Raw genomic sequence first — 23,567 nt, 5'->3', positions numbered from 1 at the left:
GGTAATTGCAGCTGAATTTAGGAATCAATCGTATGCTGTGAATTCGCATGCAGAATCGGCAATGTCGATGAGGCAATTGTTCTTTCTGCGGCAAAAGGCAAAGGAATGACATTGTCATGAAGTTCAATTCCCAGCGCAGCACTCAAAACTTCCTCGATGGATTCCGCAGCAACGACCTCTACCCCTGGTAAATCGGCAAACATCTCCTGCCAATTTTCCTTCGGGATGATGACTTTGGTTGCTCCAGCTTGGAAGGCCGCCTCTACTTTCGCGACTACGCCGCCTACCGGCTTGACTTTCCCATGTATGCTCATTTCACCGGTCATGGCCAGTTTGTTATCGACAGGAATCCTGTGTATCGCAGATGCGATAGCTGTTGCCATTGAAATACCGGCAGAAGGCCCGTCAATCGGCACACCACCGGGGAAGTTAATATGCAGATCATAATCGGAAGTGTTGAATCCGAGCTTGCGAAGGACTGTCAGCACGTTTTCTACAGAGCCGCGAGCCATGCTTTTTCGGCGAATCGTCCGTGATCCTCCTCCCATTTCTTCTTCATCCACCACACCTGTGATGTTGAATTTCCCTGTACCTGCGACGGCAATCGGAATAGCTGATACTTCAATCTCAAGCAAGGTACCCAAATTAGGACCATAAACAGCTAACCCGTTAACAAATCCAACTTGCGGTTGGGCAGGTACTTTGCGTTCAGGTCTGGGAGGAATTTGTGATGAATTTACAACCCATTCTATGTCGGAAGCCGTAATTTCATCTCTTTTATCCGATAAAGCGATACCGGCTGCAAGTTGAATAACGTTCACAGCTTCCCGGCCGTTCGTTGCATACTTCATGACAACCCCGACGGCAGCTTCGCATTTCTTAAAGCCAATCTTATCCAAAGCTTTGCGTGCAATCTCTCCAACTTCTTCCGGTAAAAGAGGGCGAAAAAAGATTTCCAGACACCGTGATCGAATAGCCGGTGGAATCTCGCTTGGCGTACGGGTCGTAGCCCCCACTAAGCGGAAATCCGCAGGAAGGCCATTTTGAAATATATCATGGATATAACCTGGAATATTCGTATCTTCCGAGCTGTAATACGCGCTCTCAAGAAATACTTTACGGTCTTCCAGCACCTTTAATAATTTGTTCATTTGCGTTGGGTGCAATTCACCGATTTCATCGATGAACAGGATGCCCCCATGCGCCTTGGTCACGGCGCCTGGCTTCGGCTGCGGAATTCCCGCAACGCCCATTGCGCCTGCACCTTGATAAATCGGATCGTGAACAGAACCGATTAAGGGATCGGCAATTCCTCTCTCATCGAAGCGAGCTGTTGTCGCATCAATCTCCGTAAATTTAGAATCCGCTCGGAAAGGAGATTCCTGATTTTTCTTCGCTTCTTCCAAAACGACCCGGGCAGCTGCCGTTTTACCGACACCCGGAGGGCCATAAATGAGAACATGCTGTGGATTAGCACCGCACAGAGCGGCTTTCAAAGCCTTCAAGCCTTCCACTTGGCCAACGATATCCTGCATGGAGGAAGGTCTCGTTTTCTCCGATAACGGCTTTGTCAGTGATATGGATCTAAGCTTTCTGAGCTTCTCCAATTCTTTTCTGGATTCTCTATCGACAGCAGTCCGATTCGTCTGTTGGTTACGCAGTAAATTCCAGAAATACAGCCCGATAACAACCGCAAAAAACACTTGAATTACCATTAAAATAATACTTAGACTCATTGTCATGCCTCCTTAGTAAAACCTTAGCGATAACTTCCATTATTCCCGTGTAAAAGAAGGTTAATCCAATCCATGCAAACTTTTGAATGATGTATGTAAGCTCCCTTTATGAAGAAGGATAAGAGATGACCTTTCATGCAAAAGGATGTGGCATTTTGAAGCGCTTATTGACAATCGTCCTTCTTTTTCTGTGCCTCCTCGCAGCAGCAGGCTCTGATGCTTATGCTTTTGCAGGAAACCCCCTGCTCCCTTATGCCGATATCATTATTGATGTAGGCCATGGCGGCGTTGATTCCGGAGCTAGATACGGCAAATACCAAGAAAAAGATATGAACTTAGCAATTTCTAAAAAGACTTACAAATTACTTCAGAAAAAAGGCTACCGTGTCATTATCAACCGAACCAATGATTATGCCTTGAGCCAAGATAATAAATGGTCCTATGGAGGAAGACATCGCAAAGATTTGGCACAGCGATCCGGAATAGCCAACACGATTAAGCCTAAAATGATGCTCAGCATGCATATTAACTGGTCAGGCAAACCAAATCGGCGAGGACCTCTTGTTTTTCACCAAAATCGATCCGAAAGTATCCTGTTTGCCAATTTGCTGCAAAACTCTCTTAATCGTGTGTATGGCTCGAAGGAACTGCCTATTCTCGGAAAAAAATACTATGTGCTCCGAAATACCAAATACCCGGCTGTTATCGTGGAGTTCGGATTTATTTCAAATAAAACCGATCGCAAACTGTTGAATAGCTCTCACCATCAAGCCAAACTCGCGGACGCCGTTGCCCGGGCTGTGGATGAATACTTTGGAATGGTCAATAATTCTACTTTCTCGCGTTAAGATTCACCGTTTGCGAAAGAGGAACAAAGGTTGCTTCCTTTTGAATCGTTGGAATGGCCTCTTTGATGACTTGAGCTGTTTTCTTGCCTGGAGGGCCAACATGTCCAATTGCAATGACCAAATCTCTGTCTTTCACAAACTTCTTAAACTTTACCATCTGATTGCTGATGTGGCTGTAGGTATAGAGGTCGTCAAAAAACAGCTGATTTTCTGAAAATGGAACGCCCTTCTGTCCCGCCAATTTCCCAATCAAGCTATGCGGTGTCGTGCGGCTGTCCAATAAAATAAGATTTTTCTCTTTGCAGATGTCCACAAGAATATTCATGACTCTTTCATCGGCTGTCGCTTTAGAGCCCATATGATTATTGATGCCTATCGCATAAGGGACATCCTCTATCGCCGCTACGATCCGCTTATGAATCTCATCGCTGGATAAGTCCGTAGTAATGGCTCCAGGGCCAAGCCAACTTTTCTTACCTCGTACAGGTTCCATAGGCAGGTGCAGGATAACCTCATGGCCTTTATCATGCGCTAGTTGAGCGTCTTGCTTGGTAGAGGGCAGAAATGGCATCACAGCTACTGTGAATGGGATGGGCAAATTCAACATTTCGGTGGTGCCGTCCATATTGTTGCCAAAGTCATCAATGACAATGGCTACCTTTTTCGTCTTGGATTCAGCAACAGGCTGATTGGGGTTCAGGCTATCAGCAGCGCCGGAATGTACGGGCAGCAGGAACAGCGAAATCCCCATCGTAACTGCCAAGGAAATTCGGCGTGTTGCAGCGTTCTTTTTTAACAAAATCATGGTCATTCTCCTTCATCCATAGTAAAACTTGCGTGAATTGAGCAAGCTTTCCAGTTCTCTCATTATGCTTCTCTTGCGCCCCAAATATGCGTGCGCTGAATAACAAAAAGCCGTCAAGATCCCTTACAAGGGTTCTTAACGGCTTTGCTTATGTTAAATAAAAATTAGTGCTTACGACCAGGAATGACGCCTGTTTCTTCATAGGCTTTGACGATGATATCAATTTCTTTCTTCAACTCATCGAGCAATTCGGCTTCCGGCACCTTACGGATCATTTCTCCATAGCGGAACAGCATGCCTTCACCACGAGCACCTGCAATCCCGATATCTGCCTCACGAGCCTCTCCAGGACCGTTTACGGCACAACCTAAAACAGATACTTTAATTGGCACCTTAATCTTGGCAATGTAGTCCTCTACCTCGTTAGCGATCGAGAACAAGTCAATGTCAAGACGTCCGCAAGTCGGGCAGGAAACCAGCGTTGCTGCGTTCGTAATTAACCCGAACGTTTTGAGAAGCTCACGTGCCACCTTAATCTCTTCAACCGGATCCGCGCTAAGCGAAATACGAAGCGTGTTCCCGATGCCCATGTTGAGAAGCGTTCCAATACCCGCGGCACTTTTCACTGCGCCCGTAAAGAGCGTTCCCGCTTCCGTAATACCAAGGTGAAGTGGGTAGTTAAAAGCTTTCGCAGCTTGTGAATAAGCGGCAATCGCCATCGGTACATCAGAAGCTTTGAGAGAGACGATGATATCTTGAAAATCTAATTCTTCTAGAATGTTGATATGAAATAAGGCACTTTCCACCATAGCTTCCGGCGTCGGATAACCATACTTCTCCAGAAGATGGTTCTCCAGCGAACCTGCATTCACACCGATTCGGATGGGAATCCCGCGCTCTTTACAAGCCTTAACTACCGCTTCAACCTTCTCGCGGCGACCGATATTGCCCGGGTTAATCCGCACTTTATCGATCCCGTTCTCAATTGCAGCAAGCGCTAGACGATGGTCAAAATGAATATCGGAAACTAGCGGAATATGGATCTGTTTCTTAATTTCTTTAATCGCTTCAGCGGCTTCCTTATTGTTCACGGTTACGCGAACCAATTGGCAGCCTGCTTCTTCCAGACGAAGAATTTCAGCAACAGTGGCTTTTACATCCGCTGTTTTCGTCGTACACATGCTTTGCATGATGACTTCATTGCTGCCGCCGATGGTCAGATCGCCTACTCGAACGGGCCGCGTGTCTTTTCTATGGAACATTATGGTTTCTCTCCCCATGACACCAAACATCCTCCGCTCCAATTTCCTGTATAAGGAAACCGGATTGGAGGCTGTGTGTTCGTTAATGAAATTATGGGTTACGCACTTTCTTCTTTTTTCTTACCTGACGCTTGTGAACCGTCTTTCGTTGTCAGCACAGGTGTTAGCTTGTTCTGAACAGTCTCCTTAGAGACTACACAAGAAGAGACATCGGTTCTTGAAGGGACTTCAAACATCACGTCAAGCATAATGCTTTCGATGATTGCTCTCAGACCGCGCGCGCCGGTATTCCGTTTAATCGCTTCTTTCGCAATGGCGTCAAGCGCCTCTGCGTCGAATTCGAGTGAAACGTTATCCATTTCGAGCATCTTCTGGTATTGTTTCACGAGCGCATTTTTCGGCTCGGAAAGAATACGTACCAGTGCTGCTTCATCCAGCGGCTCCAGGGTAGAGATAACCGGCAGACGGCCTACGAATTCCGGAATCAATCCGAATCTGAGCAGATCTTCTGGAAGTACCATGGACAGGTACTCACCCGGTTTCAAATCTACTTTAGCTCCGTCTGTGCTGAAGCCGATCACTTTTTTACCGATTCTGCGTTTAATAATTTGCTCTAGACCATCAAAAGCTCCGCCGCAAATAAACAGAATGTTGGTTGTATCGATTTGAATAAACTCTTGATGAGGGTGCTTACGTCCGCCTTGCGGAGGAACTGATGCAACCGTACCTTCAAGAATCTTGAGCAAAGCTTGCTGAACGCCTTCACCAGAAACGTCTCTAGTAATAGACGGGTTCTCGGATTTGCGTGCTACTTTATCGATCTCATCGATGTAGATAATACCGCGTTCTGCTTTCTCCACATCGTAATCTGCAGCTTGAATCAGTTTGAGCAAAATGTTCTCAACGTCTTCCCCAACATAACCCGCTTCCGTCAATGAAGTTGCATCCGCGATAGCGAAAGGAACATTCAAGATTTTGGCAAGCGTTTGTGCAAGAAGTGTTTTACCGCTTCCTGTTGGTCCTAGAAGAACGATGTTACTTTTTTGAAGCTCAACATCTTCCAGTTTATTTTGCGAATTGATACGCTTGTAGTGATTATAAACCGCTACAGCAAGTGATTTCTTCGCTTGTTCTTGCCCGATGACGTACTGGTCCAAAATGTTGCGGATTTCCTTCGGTTTCGGAACATCCTTCAGATCCAGTTCTTCCTCATGACCTAGTTCTTCTTCTACAATCTCCGTGCAAAGCTCTATACATTCATCACAAATGTAAACTCCCGGACCTGCAACAAGCTTGCGAACTTGGTCTTGGGATTTTCCACAAAAGGAACATTTGAGTTGGCCTTTTTCATCGTTAAATTTAAACATGGGATCACTCCTTTATTTCAAGTCGTTTCGAGTGATAACCTCGTCGATTAACCCGTATGCCTTCGCTTCTTCAGCGCTCATAAAGTTATCTCGGTCGGTGTCTCTTTCGATCTTTTCAAGCGGCTGTCCCGTACGATCCACATAAATCTGGTTGAGTTTTTGTTTCGTTTTGATAATCCAATCCGCGTGAATCTTAATATCGGTCGCTTGACCTCTTACACCGCCGAGCGGTTGGTGAATCATAACTTCAGCATTCGGCAGCGCGTATCGCTTGCCTTTGGCACCCGCTGTTAACAGCAAGGAACCCATACTTGCGGCCATACCTACACAAATCGTAGATACATCCGGTTTAATAAATTGCATGGTATCGAAGATACCCATTCCAGCTGTTACAGATCCACCTGGTGAGTTGATATATAAGTGGATATCCTTTTCGGGATCCTGAGCAGATAAAAAAAGCAGCTGGGCAATGACCAAATTAGCCACATCATCATCAATGGCAGTCCCAATGAAAATAATGCGGTCCTTAAGTAGACGCGAGTAGATGTCGTAAGAGCGTTCCCCACGTGCCTCTTGTTCAACAACCATAGGAATAAGACTCATTGTACCAACTCCTTTTGTGGCCAAAGCCATGTTTTCCAAATTGGGATTCAGTAACAGTTTAACATGTTTGAGCAGCAAAGTCATTTTTTCAGAAGACTGCTATGTATTCAATGAATTTCTTATGTTTGTAGGCAGTTTGTGGCTAAAATAGGGTAAAAGAAAGGCACGTTGCTTACGTACGTGCCTTTACTTACCTTATTTATACTGCTGCGGAAACATGCTTGCTATTTTCAAGCAAGAAGTCAACCGTTTTTCTAATCACAAGATCATTGCTCAGACCCTCTAGGCTGCCGTTAGAAGCAAACAGCTCACGAAGTTCTGCCGTTGATTTTTGGTAGGATGGTGCATATTTCTCAAGTTCCGCGTCAACTTCTTCGTCGGATACTGTGATGTTTTCTGCAGCTGCAATGGCTTCAAGAACAAGGTTGTTACGAACACGCTTCTCAGCATCTTCTCTCATTTGATCTTTCAGCACGCTCTCGTTTTGACCGGAGAACTGGAAGTAAATCTCAAGCGTCATGCCTTGGGAGCGAAGACGTCTTTCGAATTCTTTCACCATTACATCAAGTTCTGCTTCTACCATGGATGCTGGAATTTCAACATCAGCGTTAGCCGCAGCCTTATCAACAACAGTTGTTTCCAGAGCAGCTTCTGAATCTTTTGTTTTGCGCTCTTGAAGACGGTTTTTCAATTCTTCTTTGTACTCAACAAGCGTGTCGAACTCGCTCACATCTTTAGCGAACTCATCATCAAGTTCTGGCAAGTTTTTGCGTTTGATGTCGTGAATTTTCACTTTAAACACAGCCGCTTTGCCTTTCAGATCTTCGGAGTGGTAGTTCTCAGGGAAAGAAACGTTAACATCTTTCTCTTCGCCTTTGCCAAGTCCTACAAGCTGCTCTTCGAACCCTGGAATGAAGGAGTTGGAGCCAAGCTCAAGGGAGTACTTCTCTGCTTTTCCACCTTCGAATGCTTCGCCATCAACGAAACCTTCGAAATCAAGAACAACTACATCGCCGTTAGCTGCTTGTCCTTCTTCAAGAACAACCAATTCAGCATGACGTTGTTGCAGACGGGAAAGCTCGCTGTCCAGTTCTTCATCCGTTACGTTAGCATCTACAGCTTCAACTTCGATGCCTTTGTAATCGCCAAGCGTTACTTCCGGTTTAACAGTAACCTTCGCTTTGAATTTAAGAACTTGTCCTTTGCCGAATTGCTCTACGTCTACTTCCGGACGATCCACAGGCTCGATTTTAACCTCTTCAATCGCTTGTACGTAAACTTCAGGCAAAATGATGTCTAGTGCATCTTGGTATAGGCTTTCTACACCAAATTTAGCTTCAAAGATTGAACGTGGCACTTTCCCTTTACGGAAACCTGGTACATTTACTTTCGCGGATACTTTTTTGAAAGCTTTATCCAATGCATCTGCGACGCGCTCTGCGCCAACTTCCACTTCAAGAACGCCTACGTTCTTCTCTATTTTTTCCCAACTTGCTTTCATTTTATGCTTTCCCCTTCCAAAAATGTACGATGACATATTTTCACGTTACGCTCATTATAACCATTCTATTATAACATATAACAAATTCATTTCAAGGCGACCTTTCGCCCCTAAAACGGATCAGGGTTAAACTGCTTCACAAACGCCTGCAGCACGAGATGCGCCCGCTTCCATTGCAGCGCCATCGACCCTACAATCCCGTAATTATCTAGCAATTCCTCTCGGTTAACAGAACCAAATAATCGTTCTTGCAAAATCGCGTGCAAGGCGGATGCCCATACGTCAACGGCGCCCTCTTCGGCTTTCAGCAAGTCTGAGTAGATGGCTGTTCCGTAGGCATAGGCCAAAAATTCCTGCCAAGTTTGTTTGGCAAAATAAACAAAATCCGGCTGGCTTATTTCACTAATATCCCCGACTCTGCGAATCATATCACGAATTTGGGATGGAAAATCCTCCGGGCATAGCGGTGTTTCCTCGATCTGGACGGCAATCATGTTCCCGTTTTTGGGAAACTCAATGAATCCTTGCTCCCCCATTTGCTTAAGCGCCTGCAGCGCCTTGAACTGGATATGCGGGTGCCGCGGCTTTTCGCTAAGCCATTCTTTGATAGCCGAGCCTATACCAGGTTGATCGATAAAACCCAATTGTTCAAGACTGCTTACCTGCTGTTCCAAATTACCTTCTTTGAGCAAGTCCAGCAGCTTCAAGGCGTATGCCCCATCATCTGACGACTTCTCATGTATGTATTGCCTTAATAAATCCTCTTCTTCCTCTAAATCCTCTTCCGATGGACTCGGCATAGGGAATAGCTCTTCTGGAAACATGGTTTGGAGCCAAATCCGCAATGCTTCCCACTGCTCGATCTTATCCGATTGCGCAGCTGGAAATTGAAGCAGAAATGTCAGCAGTTGAAGAGCATCGCTATACTGTTCGTTTTTTAGAAACCTGGTAAGTTCCTCTTCGTAATATTGCTCTGTTTTCGGGAAAAGAATAACATTATTCATCGACAACTCGGTTATGTGGATCACCTCAGAAATCATGGTCTGCTGGTGACAGTTTACTTGATTGTTCGGGTGATTGCAAAATAATTTTAAAACAAGTGTTGACTTCTCTTAAAAAGATATGATAATATAACTCTTGCTTCGCCAAACAGCTACACGCTGCTAGGTAAGAAGAGGTCCATGTCTCAGTAGCTCAGCTGGATAGAGCACACGCCTTCTAAGCGTGCGGTCGGGGGTTCGAATCCCTCCTGGGACGTATTGCAAGGAGAGAAGATCGCGAGATTTCGCGATCTTTTTTTGTTTGAGGGGTAAGCGAAGCTTACCCCTCTATTTGTATGGAGCAATCCCCCCAATGAAATTTGCTGCTATTGCTTGGCGCTCTTAACAAGCACGAAGGGAACTACAGGTCGCTATTTCATCGAAATATGCCCTTTTTCGCGCGGAGGGGAACTGTGGGCCTCTATTTATCCGTTTTCTTAAAGAAAACGGGATAAGGCGGTCAGATAAGGCCCTGTAGTTCCGCTGAACGCTCAAATGGGCTGAATTTGCTAGAATAGTGGCCCGTAGTTCCTCTAAATAGAAAAAGCCGCCAACCCACGGTTGCGGCTTTTTGAAGCATTATTTTAAAATACAAATCCGTTCCTACACAGAAGGCCGATTCGGCTGATGATGGCCAGGCTCAGTTGAATCCAAATTAGACTGCACGCGTGAAGATTGCTTCGAATGATCGATCGTGCTTTGCGCTTTTTGTTTCATACTTTTTTTGCCCATGATGAATTCCCTCCTAGTAAGGTGAGCCCGTAGAGTGACCTCTACAGGCTCTTGTTAATGCCATTAGACTTTAGTGCTTCTTGTGAGGCAAGTTACTGCCTGGCTGACCGTCACCTTGTGTCCTGAAATTCTTCGCGGCTTTCCTCTGCTTGTCGTGCAGCTTGCTAATGAAATGACTATCCATGAGCATTCGCCTCCTGAAGAAAGAATGGCACTACCCCTTTAGAATGTCACGCAAGGTCAAGATTTAAACGCATGGCTAAATTTAGAAGAGCGCCTCTAGCTTCTGCATCTGTTTTGACTCTTTCATAGAGTTCCTCGAAATTACTGCGATTTGCAATGAATTCAGGCTCTGTTTTAATGGCGATTTGCGTCCAATTAATCAGTAAATTCTCCGCTTGCGTCAGTTCATTATAGGCACGGTGCAGGCCAACGCGTTCAATGATATCTTCCATTTCAGCCTGTCCGACTTCTTGGCCCGCCTCTTTCAAATCGGCAATCCGTTTATCCGCTTGATTACTAATTTGCAAAAAATGCTCTCTGGAGGCTAGATAATCGATTTGTGCTTTGGAATGTTTCTTTTTCATGGCCATCACCTTTACTGTTTAGTAATAATAATTCATTAATAATAACAGGCTTGGATTTAAAACACAAAATCTATCCGATGACATTTCTCGCTATTCTTGGACAGACATTATATATTCCCAATTTGCATACCCTTTATCATCATGCTCTCTTCATAAAGAAAGGAAGGAACGTCTATGTGCGGAATAACGGGTTGGATAGATTGGCGGAAAGACTTGACCGGGTACCCGTCCATTCTAGAAAATATGACGGAAACGCTCCATTTGCGTGGACCGGATGCTTCTGGCACCTGGATCTCACAGCACTGTGCCCTGGGCCATCGACGTCTTAGTGTAATGGATCCGGAAAACGGCGCTCAGCCTATGATCCGGAAACAAGGAGACTACACCTATACGATCGTATATAATGGCGAACTTTACAATGCCCCCGAGCTGAAGAAAGAGCTCGAACTTCGCGGACATCATTTCCGAACAACCTGCGATACCGAGGTGCTGCTTGTTGCCTTCATTGAATGGGGGCGGGCTTGTGTAGACCGTCTGAATGGGATCTTCGCCTTCGCAGCATGGAACGACCAGGAGCAATCCCTTTATTTGGTCAGAGACCGGCTTGGCGTAAAGCCGCTTTTTTATTCTCATCAGAACAGCGTCCTTCTATTCGGTTCTGAGCCAAAAGCCATCCTCGCTCACCCAGACTTTCAGGCGGAAGTTGGCGCGGAAGGATTGGCTGAGATCTTCGCAGTGGGTCCTGCGCGCACTCCGGGACATGGCATTTATCGTAATATGTCGGAGCTGAAACCGGGACAATGCGCTATTTTTGACCGCAACGGCCTATCCATCAGAACGTACTGGAAGCTGGAAAGCCAACCTCATCCGGATGATGTGGCAGCGACGGCGCTCCAGGTTCAACAACTGCTGAGCGACACGGCCCAGCGGCAGCTCGTCTCCGACGTACCGATCTGTACGCTGCTATCCGGAGGGCTTGACTCCAGCGCACTGACCTCACTTGCCGCGGAACATTACAAAGAAAGCGGAAAAGGCGCTTTGCACACTTTTTCAGTCGATTACAAAGATAATGATAAGCACTTCAAAGCCAATCTCTTTCAACCAAACTCCGATGCACCTTGGATTAAGCGGATGACTGAGCATCTTGGCACCGAGCACCATTATATTGAGTTCGATACGCCTGAACTAGTGGAATCCCTGAAAACAGCAGTGTTTGCCCGGGATACCCCGGGAATGGCGGATGTTGACGGATCCCTTTATTTGTTTTGCCGGGAAATTAAAAAGGAAGCCACGGTCGCCATTTCGGGCGAAGCTGCGGATGAAATCTTTGGCGGATATCCTTGGTTCCACAACGAAGAAGCCCTCTCTGCCAATACGTTCCCTTGGTCATTAAAATTGCCTAACCGGGTTGATCTGCTGGCACCTGACTTAGTTGACTGGATTAAGCCAGTTGAATACGTCAGCAATCGCTATCAGCAGGCCTTAAGCGAGGTACCGCGGCTAGCGGGAGAAACGCAGCAGCAAAACCGGATGCGGGAAATGTCCTACCTCAACATCACCCGTTTCATGCCGACTCTTCTCGACCGCAAAGACCGCATGAGCATGGCTGTCGGACTTGAAGTGCGTGTTCCGTTCTGCGATCACCGTCTTGTTGAGTATGTGTGGAATATTCCCTGGGAAATCAAAACATCCGGAGATCGGGAAAAAGGCATTTTACGAAAAGCACTCAAAGGCGTTCTGCCTGATGATGTCTTAACCCGCAAGAAAAGTCCATATCCAAAGACACACAACCCTAATTATTTAACGGCTGTTCGCAAATGGGTGCTGGAAATTTTGGATGACCCCGGCTCACCGCTGCTGCCCTTCATTGATGTAAAAAAAATACGGGCACTCGCCAGCTCCGACACGAATGACTTCGATCTCCCGTGGTTCGGCCAGTTGATGACGGGACCTCAGCTGTTCGCGTATTTGGCACAAGTGGATATGTGGTTGCGAAACTATAAAATATCAATCCGTTAATAGAAAAAGACCTGCTGTCCACTGTTGATGTGGGAGCAGGTCTTTTCATTAGGATTCATTTTGATCAGGAAGCCTATCCAGGAATAATCTCAGAGCTTTAGCGCGGTGACTAATTTCATTCTTCTCTTCCACCGTCAGCTCCGCCATGGTTCTTCCCAGAGAAGGAATATAAAACAGCGGATCGTAGCCGAAGCCACTCTCGCCGCGTTGTTCCGCAATAATGTAACCCGGGCAAGAATCCTCGGCCTCAATGGTTTCATTCGCTACCGGATCAATAAGCGCAAGGGCACAAACAAACGCTGCCTCGCTTAAAAATTTCGGATGTCCTGCTTCCACAGGCAACCCATCAGCCGGCGCGGACTCGCTCAAAGCTTGGAGCAGTTTGTGATTGTTGGCTGCATCCGTTGCGTTTTCTCCGGCATATCTAGCCGAGTAAACGCCAGGATCACCGCCGAGCGCCTTCACGCACAAGCCTGAGTCGTCTGCCAGGACAGGAACATGAAGATGCGCCGAAATAATCTGTGCTTTGATCCGCGCATTCTCTGCAAACGTCTTACCGCTTTCCACGATTTCCGGAAGATCCGTATAATCAGCCAAGCTGCGGACTTTGTACCCTTTTGGGCCAAAAAGACTTTCAAACTCCTTGACTTTCCCCTCATTGCGGGTTGCAATCACAACAATATTACTTCGTAGCCGCATGTTGTACACCCCGAATACGATCCGCTATAGGGCCTAACACTTTTGACTGCTCTTCAATCATTGTATGAATCCCTGATTCTGCAAGCGCAAGCAGCTCATCCAATTCCTTGCGTGAAAACGGAGAGTCTTCACCTGTTCCTTGGATTTCTACAAATTGGCCTTGCCCCGTCATGACAACGTTCATATCCACCTTAGCCTGCGAATCTTCTTCATAGTTGAGATCCAGGCGCGGTGTTTGGCCGATAACGCCAACAGAAACAGAAGCCAAAAAGTCGTTAATCGGAAACTTAGCCAAATTTTTATCCGTTGCCAGCTTGTTGATCGCGAACGCCATCGCTACGAATGCACCGGTAATCGAAGTGGTCCGAGTACCTCCGTCAGCTTGGATAACATCGCAGTCCAGGGTGATGGATCTTTCGCCCAATGCTTCCAAGTTAACGACGGAACGCAGAGCCCTGCCGATCAAACGCTGAATCTCCATCGTCCGTCCGCCAAGCTTGCCTTTGGCAGCCTCACGCTGATTTCTGACTTGTGTGGCGCGAGGGAGCATGGAATACTCCGCGGTTACCCAACCTTTGCCCTGTCCTTTCATAAAAGGCGGGACACGCTCTTCAACCGTTGCTGTGCAAATCACTTTCGTATCCCCGACCTCAATGAGCACCGAGCCTTCCGCATGTTTTATATAATGAGGGGTTATTCTCATTGGGCGCAACTCTTCATTTGTTCTTCCGCCAATTCGCATAAATCGTGTTCTCCTCCTGTCGCTTCCAAGGGAAGCTGAATACTCTTGCCCCATTGTAACAAAGTAGCCGGAGAAAAGCACCCTCATCAAGAACAGTGATACCCGGCTGATCAAAAAGATGAGAAAACCTCTATGCAAGATTCCTTGCATAGAGGTCTATGAAGCGACGCAAGCTGATTATGACTTGGTCGAATTAATATGAGCAGGTCTCGCGACTGGCTTCGTATAGTTCTGAGTACTATCCGAAGATGTAAATTTCACAGCACCATCCACTTTAATTTGCACTTGTTTAAAACCTGTGTTCTCCGTCAAGGAAAGAATAACGGACTTCAGAGCATCTTCAGGCGCTTTCTGATCAGCGCCAAGCAGCTTATTCGAGAAGTCAACCGTAATCAAAGCGTCCGCCGGGCTAATACTCTTCACTTCCGTTGCGGCGTTCAGAACGCTGGCCAGCCCTTTCTTCTGATCAGGCCCTTTGATCAGCTGATCTACAACGGCTTTCGCTACATTATCCGTTCTTTTGACGAGCCTTGTTACAGGTACATAATATTTGTAATTTTGATCGTTTTGATTAAGGAAGTAAAGCGTAACCGGTGTGGATTGCCCGAATTCCGCGTCTTCTGCCTTTTCAAGATTAATCCCCATTGAACGCGCCAGCGGAGTATCCAGCGGCGTCTTGCCTTTTGGCATCTCTTTGAGATCCTTGCCTTCAACACGGAGTTGTACTTTTTCTACCGTTGGGAAATTCGTCAAATTCCAAGTGATCGCTTCTAATATTTTTCTTTCGTTTTGCTGATCATACGTGAGGAACTCTTTTGAAAAATCGACAATGGCGCGTTTGTCTGAAGTTACATTTAAGGAGATGACTTTCGTCCCTTTTGGCAGCAAGGCCTGGAAGCCAGATGGGAGTAAACTGGAGACCGGACCGCCATCCACCATGTACTCCAGCGTCGTCTTCGCAACCGACACCGATTTCGGCAATCCCAGACTCAGCGGAGCGACGAAGCCTTTGGCATCCTTCACATACACCGTCATTTGGGATGAATTATCGTCGATCATATCGATCGTGACCGCAGCTGATGTCGTCTGAACGTCTGCTTCCGCACCCGTGGTCGGAGGTGCATCAATGTCAGCTTTTTTCCCAGTGCCCAGGACCGAACATCCTGTGGTCAGCAAGGCAATCACCCCCGCGATGGCGGCTGAACGAATCCAATGTTGATGTTTCATTTGCTTATTTCCTCCTTCGAGTTTTCGCAGAAGCCTCTTCTGAAGCGTCTGCCGCTTATTTACTTTTTGGCATGGCCTGTACATTGCTTTTTCGTATTATTATGTATACGGGGATTTGTCCGATTTATAACTACTTTTTGTCCACATGCTCAAAAAAGCAGTCCCGAAAAGCCTCCACCTTTTTTCTGCCAAATCCATGTCTTTTCGGCTTATTAACGCGATATGCTATACTTGTAAAAATAGACAGATTTGATCTAACTGGAGGCGCACAGATGAGAACATTCCTCAAAGATAAAACGCTCATTTTCAACGAATTCCGGGATGAAGTATTCAGTCACTATCCGCAAGCTGTCATTGAAGAGGCTGTTGCCCGCCTGCTTGTGGAAATCAAAGGCATCAAAAAAATCCCTTACGAGATGATCACCACGACCTTATTAGGGGTTTTAAGCAAAACAGAAACTTACAATGTCATGACTACGCTCATGGAACTGCAAAAAAAGGTCAAACATGACTCCGAGCTGTTAGCAAGCATGAAAGACCCTGCCTACAACGTACATCGAACCATTGCCATGTCAATCTGTGGCTTGTATGGCAGCGGCGCAGCCTCCCTTTTCGGTTTCATGGATTGTAAATTCCGCTTTTTCTTTCCGACCAAACGTCCTAAATCGTTTATTTCAAAAGGCATTTGCGCAATTGTCGCTTCAACGGCAAGTGTCATCATTTCCGAGAATGTAAAAGTCGATTATTCGCAGCGCAATCTCGCTCTCCTCGCTGAGAGAGGCGTCCAGCTAGAAGACATGGTGGAAATTCTGGATCAGCTTCAGCGTCCCTACAATCCCGACATGGAGCGCAGCCTATGCGAAGAACACATTGTCGCTGTGCTGCGCAAACAGCAGACCTTCCATGCGCTGCAGTTGGCGATCAAAATAGACACCGCCGTCGAAGCCGGCGAATTCAATCCGCAATATAATCATATTGTCGGGCAAGACGAAGGGCTTTTCGGTGTAGATGAAAGTATCGCAACCGCTGTGCCGCTGATGTATGGAACGATTGCGCTTACGAATTTTGGCTACTTGGACAAAGAGAAAATCGGGATCATTAAAGATTTGGACAGCGATCATTCCGAGGGGAAATGCAATACGTTTATTGACGATATGGTTTGCGGCATTGTAGCTGCTGCCTGCGGCCGGTTAGCGCATAATAATATTCCTACTTACAGTAAGCCTTTGAAGTAGGGGAAGGCGCGGATGGCCGCGCGTTGCCAACACGTGGAATGCCGAGAACATGAAGGCGTAGCTGCTGGGAAGATGCCGAGGTGATGAGGGCAGTGACCGCCGCGCGATGCGAACTCGCGGAGTCACCGAGACGATGAAGGCAGTGAGCTGTTTGAGCGGGTCAGGAGTAGGTTAAGGGAACCAGAGGACGCTATTCACGGGAAATAAGCGTTACTTAGATTTTAGCGGAACTACAGGGTGCTATTTGATCTCAAACTGCCGAATTTCAGCTAGAATCGGGAAAATAGTGGATCGTAGTTCCCTTCAAATCGCGAAGCGGCTGTTTCTCGCGGTAATAGCGGACCATAGTTCCCTCCAACTCGCGTAGGGCCGCCGCCAATGACAAAAAAGCACATCAACATCCGCTCAACATGAGGATGTGATGTGCTTTTATTCATTTAGCGGGTGATTGCTACGTAGCGCACCAGCTCCGCGGCAGGGTCGACCTGCTGAACGCGGCCCTCCGCCTCCAGCAAGATGAGGTGAGCGATCGTCTCCGACAACGCGAACCTCATCTGGTGCACGCTGAGCCGATCGCCGAAGGTCGAGCGGCACACCTCATAAGCGCTAAGCGGCGCGCTTAGCTGACCCTCCATGAGCGCAAGCCGCTCATGATGATGGCGCACCAGTTCCTCGGTGCGTGCGCCAAAGCCGGTCCAAGGCTCCCGGTGCCCCGGGTAAGCCATCTTAACCGGCAGCCTGCCGATCTCCTGCAGGCTGCGCAGGTACTCGCCGAGCGGGTTCTCTTCCACCTGCGGGAGGAAGGAAACGTTCGGCGATATTTGCGGCAGGACGTGGTCGCCGCAAAAGATCACCTCCGCCTCGGCATCGTAGAAGACCAAGTGACCCGCGGCATGGCCGGGGGTCTCCATGGCTTCGTACACGCGGTCCCCGAGGCGCACGGGCCCTTCACGCAGCAGCGTAACCTGCGGCTGCGGGGAAACCAAATCGACGAAGCTCACCATGTGCTTCGTCATCTCCGCCAGCCCGGCTTCCGGGAAGCCGTGCCGGGCAAAAAGCTCCAGCAGCCGCGCCGACATCGGCTGCTCCGGCCCCCACAGGAGCTGCACTTGCGCGTAACCGGTCTCCGAGAGGAGAACCGGCGCGCCCGTGCGCTCCTGGAACCAACCGGCCATCCCGTAATGGTCGGGATGGTGGTGGGTGAGCACGATCTGCTCGACGTGCTCGAAGCCGATCCCGCGCTCCTGCAGCACCTGCAGCCAGAGCGCTTCCGCATCCGGGGTATGCAGCCCCGGATCCAAGACCGTGTACCCTTTGCTTCCGCGAATCAGGTAGGCGTTCACCCATCGAAGCGGAAAAGGCAGCGGCACCTTCACTTGAGTAATTTCATCTGTATGTTCGGTTACGATGTTCATTTGCGAGTCTTCATCCTTCCTTATGCCCTACAAAAATCATCCGGCAAGATGAATCAGCCTCATACGGATGACCGTCATAACTGCCGTATACGTGATCGATATGTAAACCTGCTTTTTGCAGCATCGCTTCAAACGCCACTCGGTCGTACAATTTTACCTGTTCCAAATATTTGCGCTCCGGAAAGCCCTCCTGCGATATCACAATTCGCTTACGCACACAGCCATCTTCAATAGCTCTCGTTTCGAGAATTTGAATGTCTCCCTCCATCCGCTGTGATCGCGGTACGAGATGAGTTTGAACATAAATCGGATTCAGGAAATCGATAATAAAACGACCGCCCTCTTTTAAAAGACGATGCATCTCGTAAAACACCTTGGCATTCTGTTCTTCCTCATCAAAATAGCCAAATGAAGTAAATAAATTCACAACCGCATCAAACTGACGCCCCAAGGGAACTTCCCGCATATCACCGCGCACCCATGTCACACGCTTCTGCTTATCCAATTCTGCCGCTTCCGTCAAAAGCACTTCAGACAAGTCAACACCCGTGATTTCATAACCAAAATCAGCCAGTGCCAAGGAATGACGCCCCATCCCACAGCACAAATCCAACACATCGGCCCCTTGCTCCAGGTCAAGCCAATCCATCATTTTTTTCACTTCATGATAAGCGCCTTGCATATCCCGATGCTTATATACTAATAAATAATCATTTCCAAAGCTTTCCTGATACCAAGCCATTTTATCACCTGCAATTTCTATTTATAATCGTTAGAAGTTTTAAAAAGAGTCCAATTTCTGCTGTACCCGGCGCAAGCTTTCTGCGGCTTCTTCCGTACTAAAGTTACCTGCTACGAGCAACGTTTCTTCGGTATTCAGCAGTGTTTTATAAAAGGCAACACCTTGCCGCAGGAACTCCGATTGGTCCGGATGGTCCTCCATATAATGAAACAGCACGTCCTCCGCCTTCGCGTATTCGCCTTGTTTTTCATAATGGGCAAAAAGCAGCCTCTTCATATCCTCCGGAACCATCCAGGCCTTGAGCCGGTCCAAACTGGTTTGTATGCGAGCAGCCACTTCTACATTCTCATCATCCTTAGGACTAACTTCGGGAGAAAGAGACAAGTGCAGCAGTAAATCGAGAGATTTTACATAGGCATGGTAGGCCTCGTCCATTTGTTCATGCTGCTTCAGCAGATCTCCGTGACCGACGAACATATCTGCAATGACCATCGCTTTCGCCGTATCCAAATTTCCATGATAGGAGAGCAGCTCCAGAATATCCTTGCTTGATAAAGCCATTAACGAACGAACGTTGAGCCCGAGCAAATGCCGGCTGGCTTCGTCCAACAACTGCTGGGCATCCGCCAGTGGAATATGTTCCTTATTAAAAAGAATGCGATGCAGGACCTGAGTCATCTGCTCAATCTGCCGCATAAAATAATCACGTTTGAACATAAGAAACCCTCCTGTGCCCAAATGATATACCTCGTTTCAGCTTACCACGCCTCGGATAGAAACTCAAAAGCGGATATCGCCTATTTTTGCATATACACCGCACCATTGGCAGCAGCCCTTCATAAACTAATTTTGACTGTATCCCTAAACCTTGTATTTCCCAATACCCGAGCAAGGAGGGGTGACACACATCCATGGGCAGCGACCACAAAAACAAATTTCTACTTACGAACCGCGAACGCGAAGTATTCGAACTATTAGTGCAGGACAAAACGACGAAAGATATCGCACAGCAGCTTTTTATCAGTGAAAAAACTGTGAGAAATCATATCTCCAATGTCATGCAAAAGCTGAACGTAAAGGGTCGTTCACAAGCGGTTGTAGAACTGATCAAGCTTGGGGAATTAAAGATTTGATTCCGTCAGCAAACGGATCCATGTAAGCCTTCGATGCCTCCTATTGGAGGATTCGAGGGCTTTTATGTTGTTCGCGCGCGCGTTAAAAAGTGAACGTTTTGTTAACCCAACATTTCGACAGTAAATGATCCTTAGCATGTACTATGATAGTAACTAACAAGTACATTACACCTTTAGGGGGCTATTTCAATCCATGATCGAAATGATTACCGAGCAAAAAAATGTGTTTTCCTTGTCAGAACTCCTGAACGTGGAACCAGGCATTCTGTTTCGACTCTGCCAGTATATTGAGTCAAGAGGCCATCATTTCACGAAATCAGAAGAAGGCGCCTTCCAATTCAATGATAATGATATTGCCGTGATTTTAGCCCATTATTAATGGGTTTTTTGTTTGCTTGCAAACCACAGTTCCCTCGCACAAAAAAGAAGCCCCATGCAGGGCTCCTTCTTCTCTCTTTTTCTAACCTCTTCCCTATCTCCCGCGGTCCCTCTCCATCACTTTATCGTGATAGAAGTGACAACCTTATTCGCGCCTTTCAGCTGAATAAGCCGTCCTTCCTTAAATAACGCTAAATTGCCTGTAATGGTCACACTGGAAGCAACTTGATAAACGGTCGTCTGATCCTTACCATTAATCGATTGCACGATAGAAATCGTAGCAAGCTCACCTTGCGCATTAAGCGTTGTTCCTTTCAATTTCCCTTGCAACTCAAACGGCAAATTCTCGTCAACGCTTTTTGTTACTTCAATGTAAATGACTTTATTGTCAGAAGTGCGGATATCGACCTCGTCGCCTACTTTAAGGTCAATGGCTCTAACCTTCACGCCGCCACGATAGACGATGACATCCGGATGCAAAGTAAAAGCGGTTGTAACTCCCGATTTCGTGAGCTTCAGCTCGCTATTGGTAACAACAGCGCTAACGGTGCCGTTATTCGTGATAGGCTGCACCATTTTCGTCACTTCTATATAAATGACTTTGTTCTCGGAGGTGCGAACGTTGACTTCATCCCCAATTTTCAGCTCGGATAGAGCCACTTTCAAACCATTGCGATACACAACGACATCCGGATGCAGCTTTATTTCAAAATTCACATTGTCTTTCTTGAGCTTCAGTACGTTGTTACTCACCGCTGCCGTGATCGTTCCGCTATTCGTAATCGCTTGCGCCGTTTGTGTTACTTCAATAAAAATAACTTTATTGTCCGAGGTCCGAACGTTCACCTCATCGCCGACCAACAGAGCGGTAGCCGCAACTTTGACGCCATTTCGATAAATAACGATGTCTGGATGCAGCGTATAGTTGGTTGTAACACCTGATTTGGTAAGCTTAAGGACATTGTTGTTCACAACGGCTGTGACGGTACCGCTGCTGGATATCGGAACAACCGATTTGGTCACTTCAACATAGATGACTTTGTTATCCGAGGTCCGAATGTTAACTTCATCCCCGATTTTCAGCTCATAAGGACTCACTTTCACACCATTGCGGTAGGCGACAATATCAGGATGGAACTGCAAAGATGAGGTAACGCCCGATTTGGTAAGTGTCAATGTATTGTTGGCAACCGCTGCGCTGACGGTACCGCTATAGATAATGGTTTGCACCGGTTTAGTTACTTCAATATATATAATTTGATTGTTAAAAGTCCGCACACTCACTTCGTCTCCAGCCTGCAAAGCCGAAGGACTGATTTTCACTCCGTTTTTGTAAATGTAAACGTCCGGATGCAAGGCATAGGTTGATGTCGTACCTGAGGTTGTCAATACTAAGGCGTTCCCGTTAACAACACTTTTGACCGTTCCCTTCAGTGTGTTATTTCCTTGATCAGGCAATTGACCGCCTGTACGGTCAAGCAATGCAGCAAGCTGAGCCCGTGTAACCGGCTGATTCGGCCTGAACGTATTATCCTCGAAACCATCAACCAGGCCTTTTTCGATGGCCACAGCAACATAACCAACAGAACCCGCTGGAATCTGCTTCGCATCTTTGAACGGCAGGGTCGTGTTCATTTTGGCTTTGGCCTGAGCGTCCAGCTTCAGTGCTTTGACCAAAAGCGTCGTCGCCCATAGCCGATCGCCTTCTTTTTGAGGCTGAACGGAGTCGTCATTTTCGGAAAACAGGTCATTTTCCAGCGCAACAGCTACATATCCTACCGCCCAGGCCGGAATTTGATTGGCATCTTTGAAATTGAGATGTGTGCTCATTTTGGCTGAAGATTCTGCTTGGCTGCGAAGCCCCATAAGCCGGACGGCTGCTGTAATCGCTTCAATGCGTGAAACCGTGTTTTGCGGTTTAAAGGTACCATCCTCATACCCCTCAAATACACGCATGGATGCTAAACTCGCGATATAGCGTATGGCCCATTCCGCAGTTTTCAAATCGTTAAAAGTGAGATGGATTTCGACCTTCCCGTCATTTTTCCGATTTTCATTGCCATTGTCTTTAGCTAGAACAGCTGCGCTGCTCCCCATGATCGTTACGAAAGCAAGGCCCGTCGCAATTACTTTTTTGAGCATCAAGCTTCACTCACACTCCTTCACCTTAGATAACCACATGTATCAGATTAATTCGTAAAATTGGTTATTTTTAGGAGGGTGACTCTATATTTTACTTTCACATTCTCTCAAAACTCCTCCTTCACGGGCACGCCATTGGCGAAAGCGCCTACATTATGCTATGTTGGAAGAAATTATAAACAAGGGAGCGAACGAAATGACGGCACATGCAGAGGGACCTCTGTCTCTTTTTCACCCGATTCTGAAGGAGTGGTTTATTTCACGCTTCGGCGAGCCCACCGACGTACAGAAGCAGGCGTGGAAAGAGATTAATGCCAGGAAGCATACCCTCATCTCCTCCCCAACGGGTTCAGGTAAAACATTAGCAGCCTTGCTGCCTTGTATGGATCGTACTGTGAAAATGAAACAGGCTGGCGGCGAGCCCTACGCTCCCGGTGTACGCGTACTGGTCGTGACGCCGCTAAAAGCGCTGAATAATGATATTCATGATCATTTGTTTCATTATATAGCGGAGATCGAGGAGCTTGCCGCCTCGTTTGAAAAGGACACCGCCTGGCACGGACTACGTGTCGGCGTCCGCACCGGCGATACTACGCAGAGCACACGTGCTTCGATGTTGAAGCATCCGCCAGATCTGCTGGTGACCACGCCAGAGTCCCTCTATCTGCTGCTTACCTCGCCGCGCGCGAGAGAAATGCTCAAGAGTGTGGAGCAAGTCGTCATCGACGAGATTCACGATCTGGCAGCGGACAAGCGCGGCATGCATTTGTCATTGACGCTGGAAAGGTTGGATGTGTGGTGCGGACGATCCGTACAGCGGATCGGCGTCTCTGCCACACAAAAGCCGATTGAACGCGTCGCACGATATCTCGGCGGATGGGAAGCCGGCGAGCCGCGCCCTGTCGCGATTATCGAGAGCAAGGCCGAGAAGCACTACGCCCTGCAGGTGACGATGCCTGAGCCGGCGCGGGCCGGTGCGGATAAAGAGGCCATCTGGACGCCTCTTGTAGAACGTGTGCTGCAGCTTATGGAAGGCTGCCGCACGGTGCTCATCTTCGCCAACAGCCGCAGGCTGTGCGAGCGGTTAACCCTGCGCCTCAATGACCATGTCGGTCATGAGATCGCGCGAAGCCACCACGGCAGCGTAGCCCGCGAGATCCGGCTCGAAGTCGAGCGGCAGCTCAAAGCCGGCGAGCTTCGCTGCCTAGTCGCCACGTCGTCGCTGGAGCTCGGCATCGACGTCGGCCATGTCGATCTGGTCATCCAGATCGACTCGCCTTTCACCGCTGCCGCAGGCATCCAGCGGATCGGCCGCGCCGGCCATGCCGTCGGCAGCGTCAGCCGCGGCGTGCTG

The 23,567-nt window shown here is 47.7% G+C and carries 23 protein-coding genes and 1 tRNA gene; 7 read left to right on the top strand and 17 right to left on the bottom strand.

Annotated elements, in window-relative coordinates:
- Positions 1-17 precede the first annotated feature (17 nt).
- Positions 18-1,736 carry an ATP-dependent protease LonB gene (gene lonB, locus PCH02S_RS17745; protein WP_174806792.1) on the bottom strand — a complete coding sequence of 573 codons (1,719 nt, stop codon included), beginning with the start codon at positions 1,734-1,736 and terminating at the stop codon, positions 18-20.
- A 155-nt stretch (positions 1,737-1,891) separates the two neighbouring features.
- Between lonB and PCH02S_RS17740 the strand changes: the two genes are divergently transcribed.
- Positions 1,892-2,584, top strand: coding sequence for an N-acetylmuramoyl-L-alanine amidase family protein (locus tag PCH02S_RS17740; RefSeq protein WP_164819610.1), 693 nt, complete (start codon positions 1,892-1,894; stop codon positions 2,582-2,584).
- Here PCH02S_RS17740 and PCH02S_RS17735 read toward each other — a convergent pair.
- From PCH02S_RS17735 to PCH02S_RS17710, 6 genes are all read right to left on the bottom strand, one after another.
- Entirely contained in the window at positions 2,568-3,389 is an 822-nt protein-coding gene (locus tag PCH02S_RS17735) for a divergent polysaccharide deacetylase family protein (protein WP_407670093.1), read from the bottom strand. The genes PCH02S_RS17740 and PCH02S_RS17735 overlap by 17 nt on opposite strands.
- Before the next feature lie 164 nt (positions 3,390-3,553).
- A complete protein-coding gene (gene ispG, locus PCH02S_RS17730) occupies positions 3,554-4,651 on the bottom strand; it encodes a flavodoxin-dependent (E)-4-hydroxy-3-methylbut-2-enyl-diphosphate synthase (protein ID WP_127455275.1) in 1,098 nt (365 codons plus the stop codon).
- Positions 4,652-4,749: 98 nt separating this feature from the next.
- Positions 4,750-6,018 carry an ATP-dependent protease ATP-binding subunit ClpX gene (gene clpX, locus PCH02S_RS17725; RefSeq protein ID WP_127455274.1) on the bottom strand — a complete coding sequence of 423 codons (1,269 nt, stop codon included), beginning with the start codon at positions 6,016-6,018 and terminating at the stop codon, positions 4,750-4,752.
- Positions 6,019-6,030: 12 nt separating this feature from the next.
- Positions 6,031-6,621, bottom strand: a complete 591-nt coding sequence (clpP, locus tag PCH02S_RS17720) for an ATP-dependent Clp endopeptidase proteolytic subunit ClpP (protein WP_127455273.1) — start codon at positions 6,619-6,621, stop codon at positions 6,031-6,033.
- Between the two features lie 199 nt (positions 6,622-6,820).
- Positions 6,821-8,122 (bottom strand): trigger factor, encoded by a 1,302-nt coding sequence (gene tig / locus PCH02S_RS17715; protein WP_127455272.1) that lies wholly within the window; start codon positions 8,120-8,122, stop codon positions 6,821-6,823.
- Between the two features lie 110 nt (positions 8,123-8,232).
- On the bottom strand, positions 8,233-9,132 hold the full coding sequence (locus PCH02S_RS17710) for a hypothetical protein (protein WP_164819609.1): 900 nt from the start codon (positions 9,130-9,132) through the stop codon (positions 8,233-8,235).
- A gap of 173 nt (positions 9,133-9,305) precedes the next feature.
- On the opposite strand from PCH02S_RS17710, the gene PCH02S_RS17705 reads away from it, so the two are divergent.
- Positions 9,306-9,379 (top strand) — tRNA-Arg (locus PCH02S_RS17705).
- Between the two features lie 386 nt (positions 9,380-9,765).
- Here PCH02S_RS17705 and PCH02S_RS36720 read toward each other — a convergent pair.
- The 3 genes from PCH02S_RS36720 to PCH02S_RS17695 all read right to left on the bottom strand — a co-directional run bounded on the left by PCH02S_RS36720 (position 9,766) and on the right by PCH02S_RS17695 (position 10,481).
- The gene (locus PCH02S_RS36720) at positions 9,766-9,894 is read right to left on the bottom strand and encodes a hypothetical protein (protein WP_258567559.1); all 129 of its coding nucleotides are present in this window, start codon (positions 9,892-9,894) and stop codon (positions 9,766-9,768) included.
- Positions 9,895-9,964: 70 nt separating this feature from the next.
- Positions 9,965-10,078, bottom strand: coding sequence for a DUF4023 family protein (locus PCH02S_RS17700; protein WP_082562468.1), 114 nt, complete (start codon positions 10,076-10,078; stop codon positions 9,965-9,967).
- Between the two features lie 46 nt (positions 10,079-10,124).
- The gene (locus tag PCH02S_RS17695) at positions 10,125-10,481 is read right to left on the bottom strand and encodes a hypothetical protein (protein ID WP_127455270.1); all 357 of its coding nucleotides are present in this window, start codon (positions 10,479-10,481) and stop codon (positions 10,125-10,127) included.
- A gap of 174 nt (positions 10,482-10,655) precedes the next feature.
- Between PCH02S_RS17695 and asnB the strand changes: the two genes are divergently transcribed.
- On the top strand, positions 10,656-12,500 hold the full coding sequence (gene asnB / locus PCH02S_RS17690) for an asparagine synthase (glutamine-hydrolyzing) (protein ID WP_127455269.1): 1,845 nt from the start codon (positions 10,656-10,658) through the stop codon (positions 12,498-12,500).
- A gap of 48 nt (positions 12,501-12,548) precedes the next feature.
- Here asnB and PCH02S_RS17685 read toward each other — a convergent pair whose 3' ends face one another.
- The 3 genes from PCH02S_RS17685 to PCH02S_RS17675 form a co-directional block, all read right to left on the bottom strand.
- On the bottom strand, positions 12,549-13,199 hold the full coding sequence (locus PCH02S_RS17685; RefSeq protein ID WP_127455268.1) for an XTP/dITP diphosphatase: 651 nt from the start codon (positions 13,197-13,199) through the stop codon (positions 12,549-12,551).
- A complete protein-coding gene (gene rph / locus PCH02S_RS17680) occupies positions 13,183-13,941 on the bottom strand; it encodes a ribonuclease PH (protein WP_127455267.1) in 759 nt (252 codons plus the stop codon). Before rph ends, PCH02S_RS17685 begins: the two co-directional genes overlap by 17 nt.
- A 177-nt stretch (positions 13,942-14,118) precedes the next feature.
- Positions 14,119-15,168: a GerMN domain-containing protein gene (locus tag PCH02S_RS17675; protein ID WP_127455266.1), complete on the bottom strand. Its 1,050-nt coding sequence runs from the start codon at positions 15,166-15,168 to the stop codon at positions 14,119-14,121.
- Positions 15,169-15,440: 272 nt separating this feature from the next.
- Between PCH02S_RS17675 and PCH02S_RS17670 the strand changes: the two genes are divergently transcribed.
- A complete protein-coding gene (locus PCH02S_RS17670) occupies positions 15,441-16,403 on the top strand; it encodes a phosphatidylglycerophosphatase A family protein (RefSeq protein WP_164819608.1) in 963 nt (320 codons plus the stop codon).
- 437 nt (positions 16,404-16,840) lie between these two features.
- On the opposite strand, the gene PCH02S_RS17665 is transcribed toward PCH02S_RS17670, so the two are convergent.
- The 3 genes from PCH02S_RS17665 to PCH02S_RS17655 are packed head-to-tail and all read right to left on the bottom strand — an operon-like array spanning position 16,841 to position 19,277.
- The gene (locus PCH02S_RS17665) at positions 16,841-17,818 is read right to left on the bottom strand and encodes an MBL fold metallo-hydrolase (RefSeq protein WP_127455264.1); all 978 of its coding nucleotides are present in this window, start codon (positions 17,816-17,818) and stop codon (positions 16,841-16,843) included.
- 10 nt (positions 17,819-17,828) lie between these two features.
- Positions 17,829-18,560 (bottom strand): class I SAM-dependent methyltransferase, encoded by a 732-nt coding sequence (locus tag PCH02S_RS17660; protein ID WP_127455263.1) that lies wholly within the window; start codon positions 18,558-18,560, stop codon positions 17,829-17,831.
- Positions 18,561-18,599: 39 nt separating this feature from the next.
- Positions 18,600-19,277 (bottom strand): DUF6483 family protein, encoded by a 678-nt coding sequence (locus PCH02S_RS17655; protein ID WP_127455262.1) that lies wholly within the window; start codon positions 19,275-19,277, stop codon positions 18,600-18,602.
- Positions 19,278-19,471: 194 nt separating this feature from the next.
- On the opposite strand from PCH02S_RS17655, the gene PCH02S_RS17650 reads away from it, so the two are divergent.
- Positions 19,472-19,693 carry a helix-turn-helix domain-containing protein gene (locus tag PCH02S_RS17650; RefSeq protein ID WP_028556998.1) on the top strand — a complete coding sequence of 74 codons (222 nt, stop codon included), beginning with the start codon at positions 19,472-19,474 and terminating at the stop codon, positions 19,691-19,693.
- Positions 19,694-19,886: 193 nt separating this feature from the next.
- Positions 19,887-20,072 carry a hypothetical protein gene (locus PCH02S_RS17645; protein WP_127455261.1) on the top strand — a complete coding sequence of 62 codons (186 nt, stop codon included), beginning with the start codon at positions 19,887-19,889 and terminating at the stop codon, positions 20,070-20,072.
- A 116-nt stretch (positions 20,073-20,188) separates the two neighbouring features.
- Here the strand turns inward: PCH02S_RS17645 and PCH02S_RS17640 are convergent, their stop codons facing one another.
- Positions 20,189-22,213, bottom strand: a complete 2,025-nt coding sequence (locus tag PCH02S_RS17640; protein WP_127455383.1) for an S-layer homology domain-containing protein — start codon at positions 22,211-22,213, stop codon at positions 20,189-20,191.
- A gap of 196 nt (positions 22,214-22,409) precedes the next feature.
- On the opposite strand from PCH02S_RS17640, the gene PCH02S_RS17635 reads away from it, so the two are divergent.
- Positions 22,410-23,567: DEAD/DEAH box helicase (locus tag PCH02S_RS17635; RefSeq protein ID WP_127455260.1), on the top strand; the 1,158-nt coding region annotated here is incomplete at its 3' end.

Origin of the sequence: Paenibacillus chondroitinus NBRC 15376 (assembly GCF_004000765.1) — a bacterium.
In the GTDB taxonomy this organism is placed as follows: domain Bacteria; phylum Bacillota; class Bacilli; order Paenibacillales; family NBRC-103111; genus Paenibacillus_E; species Paenibacillus_E chondroitinus.
This window is presented reverse-complemented; position numbering and strand designations above follow the sequence as displayed.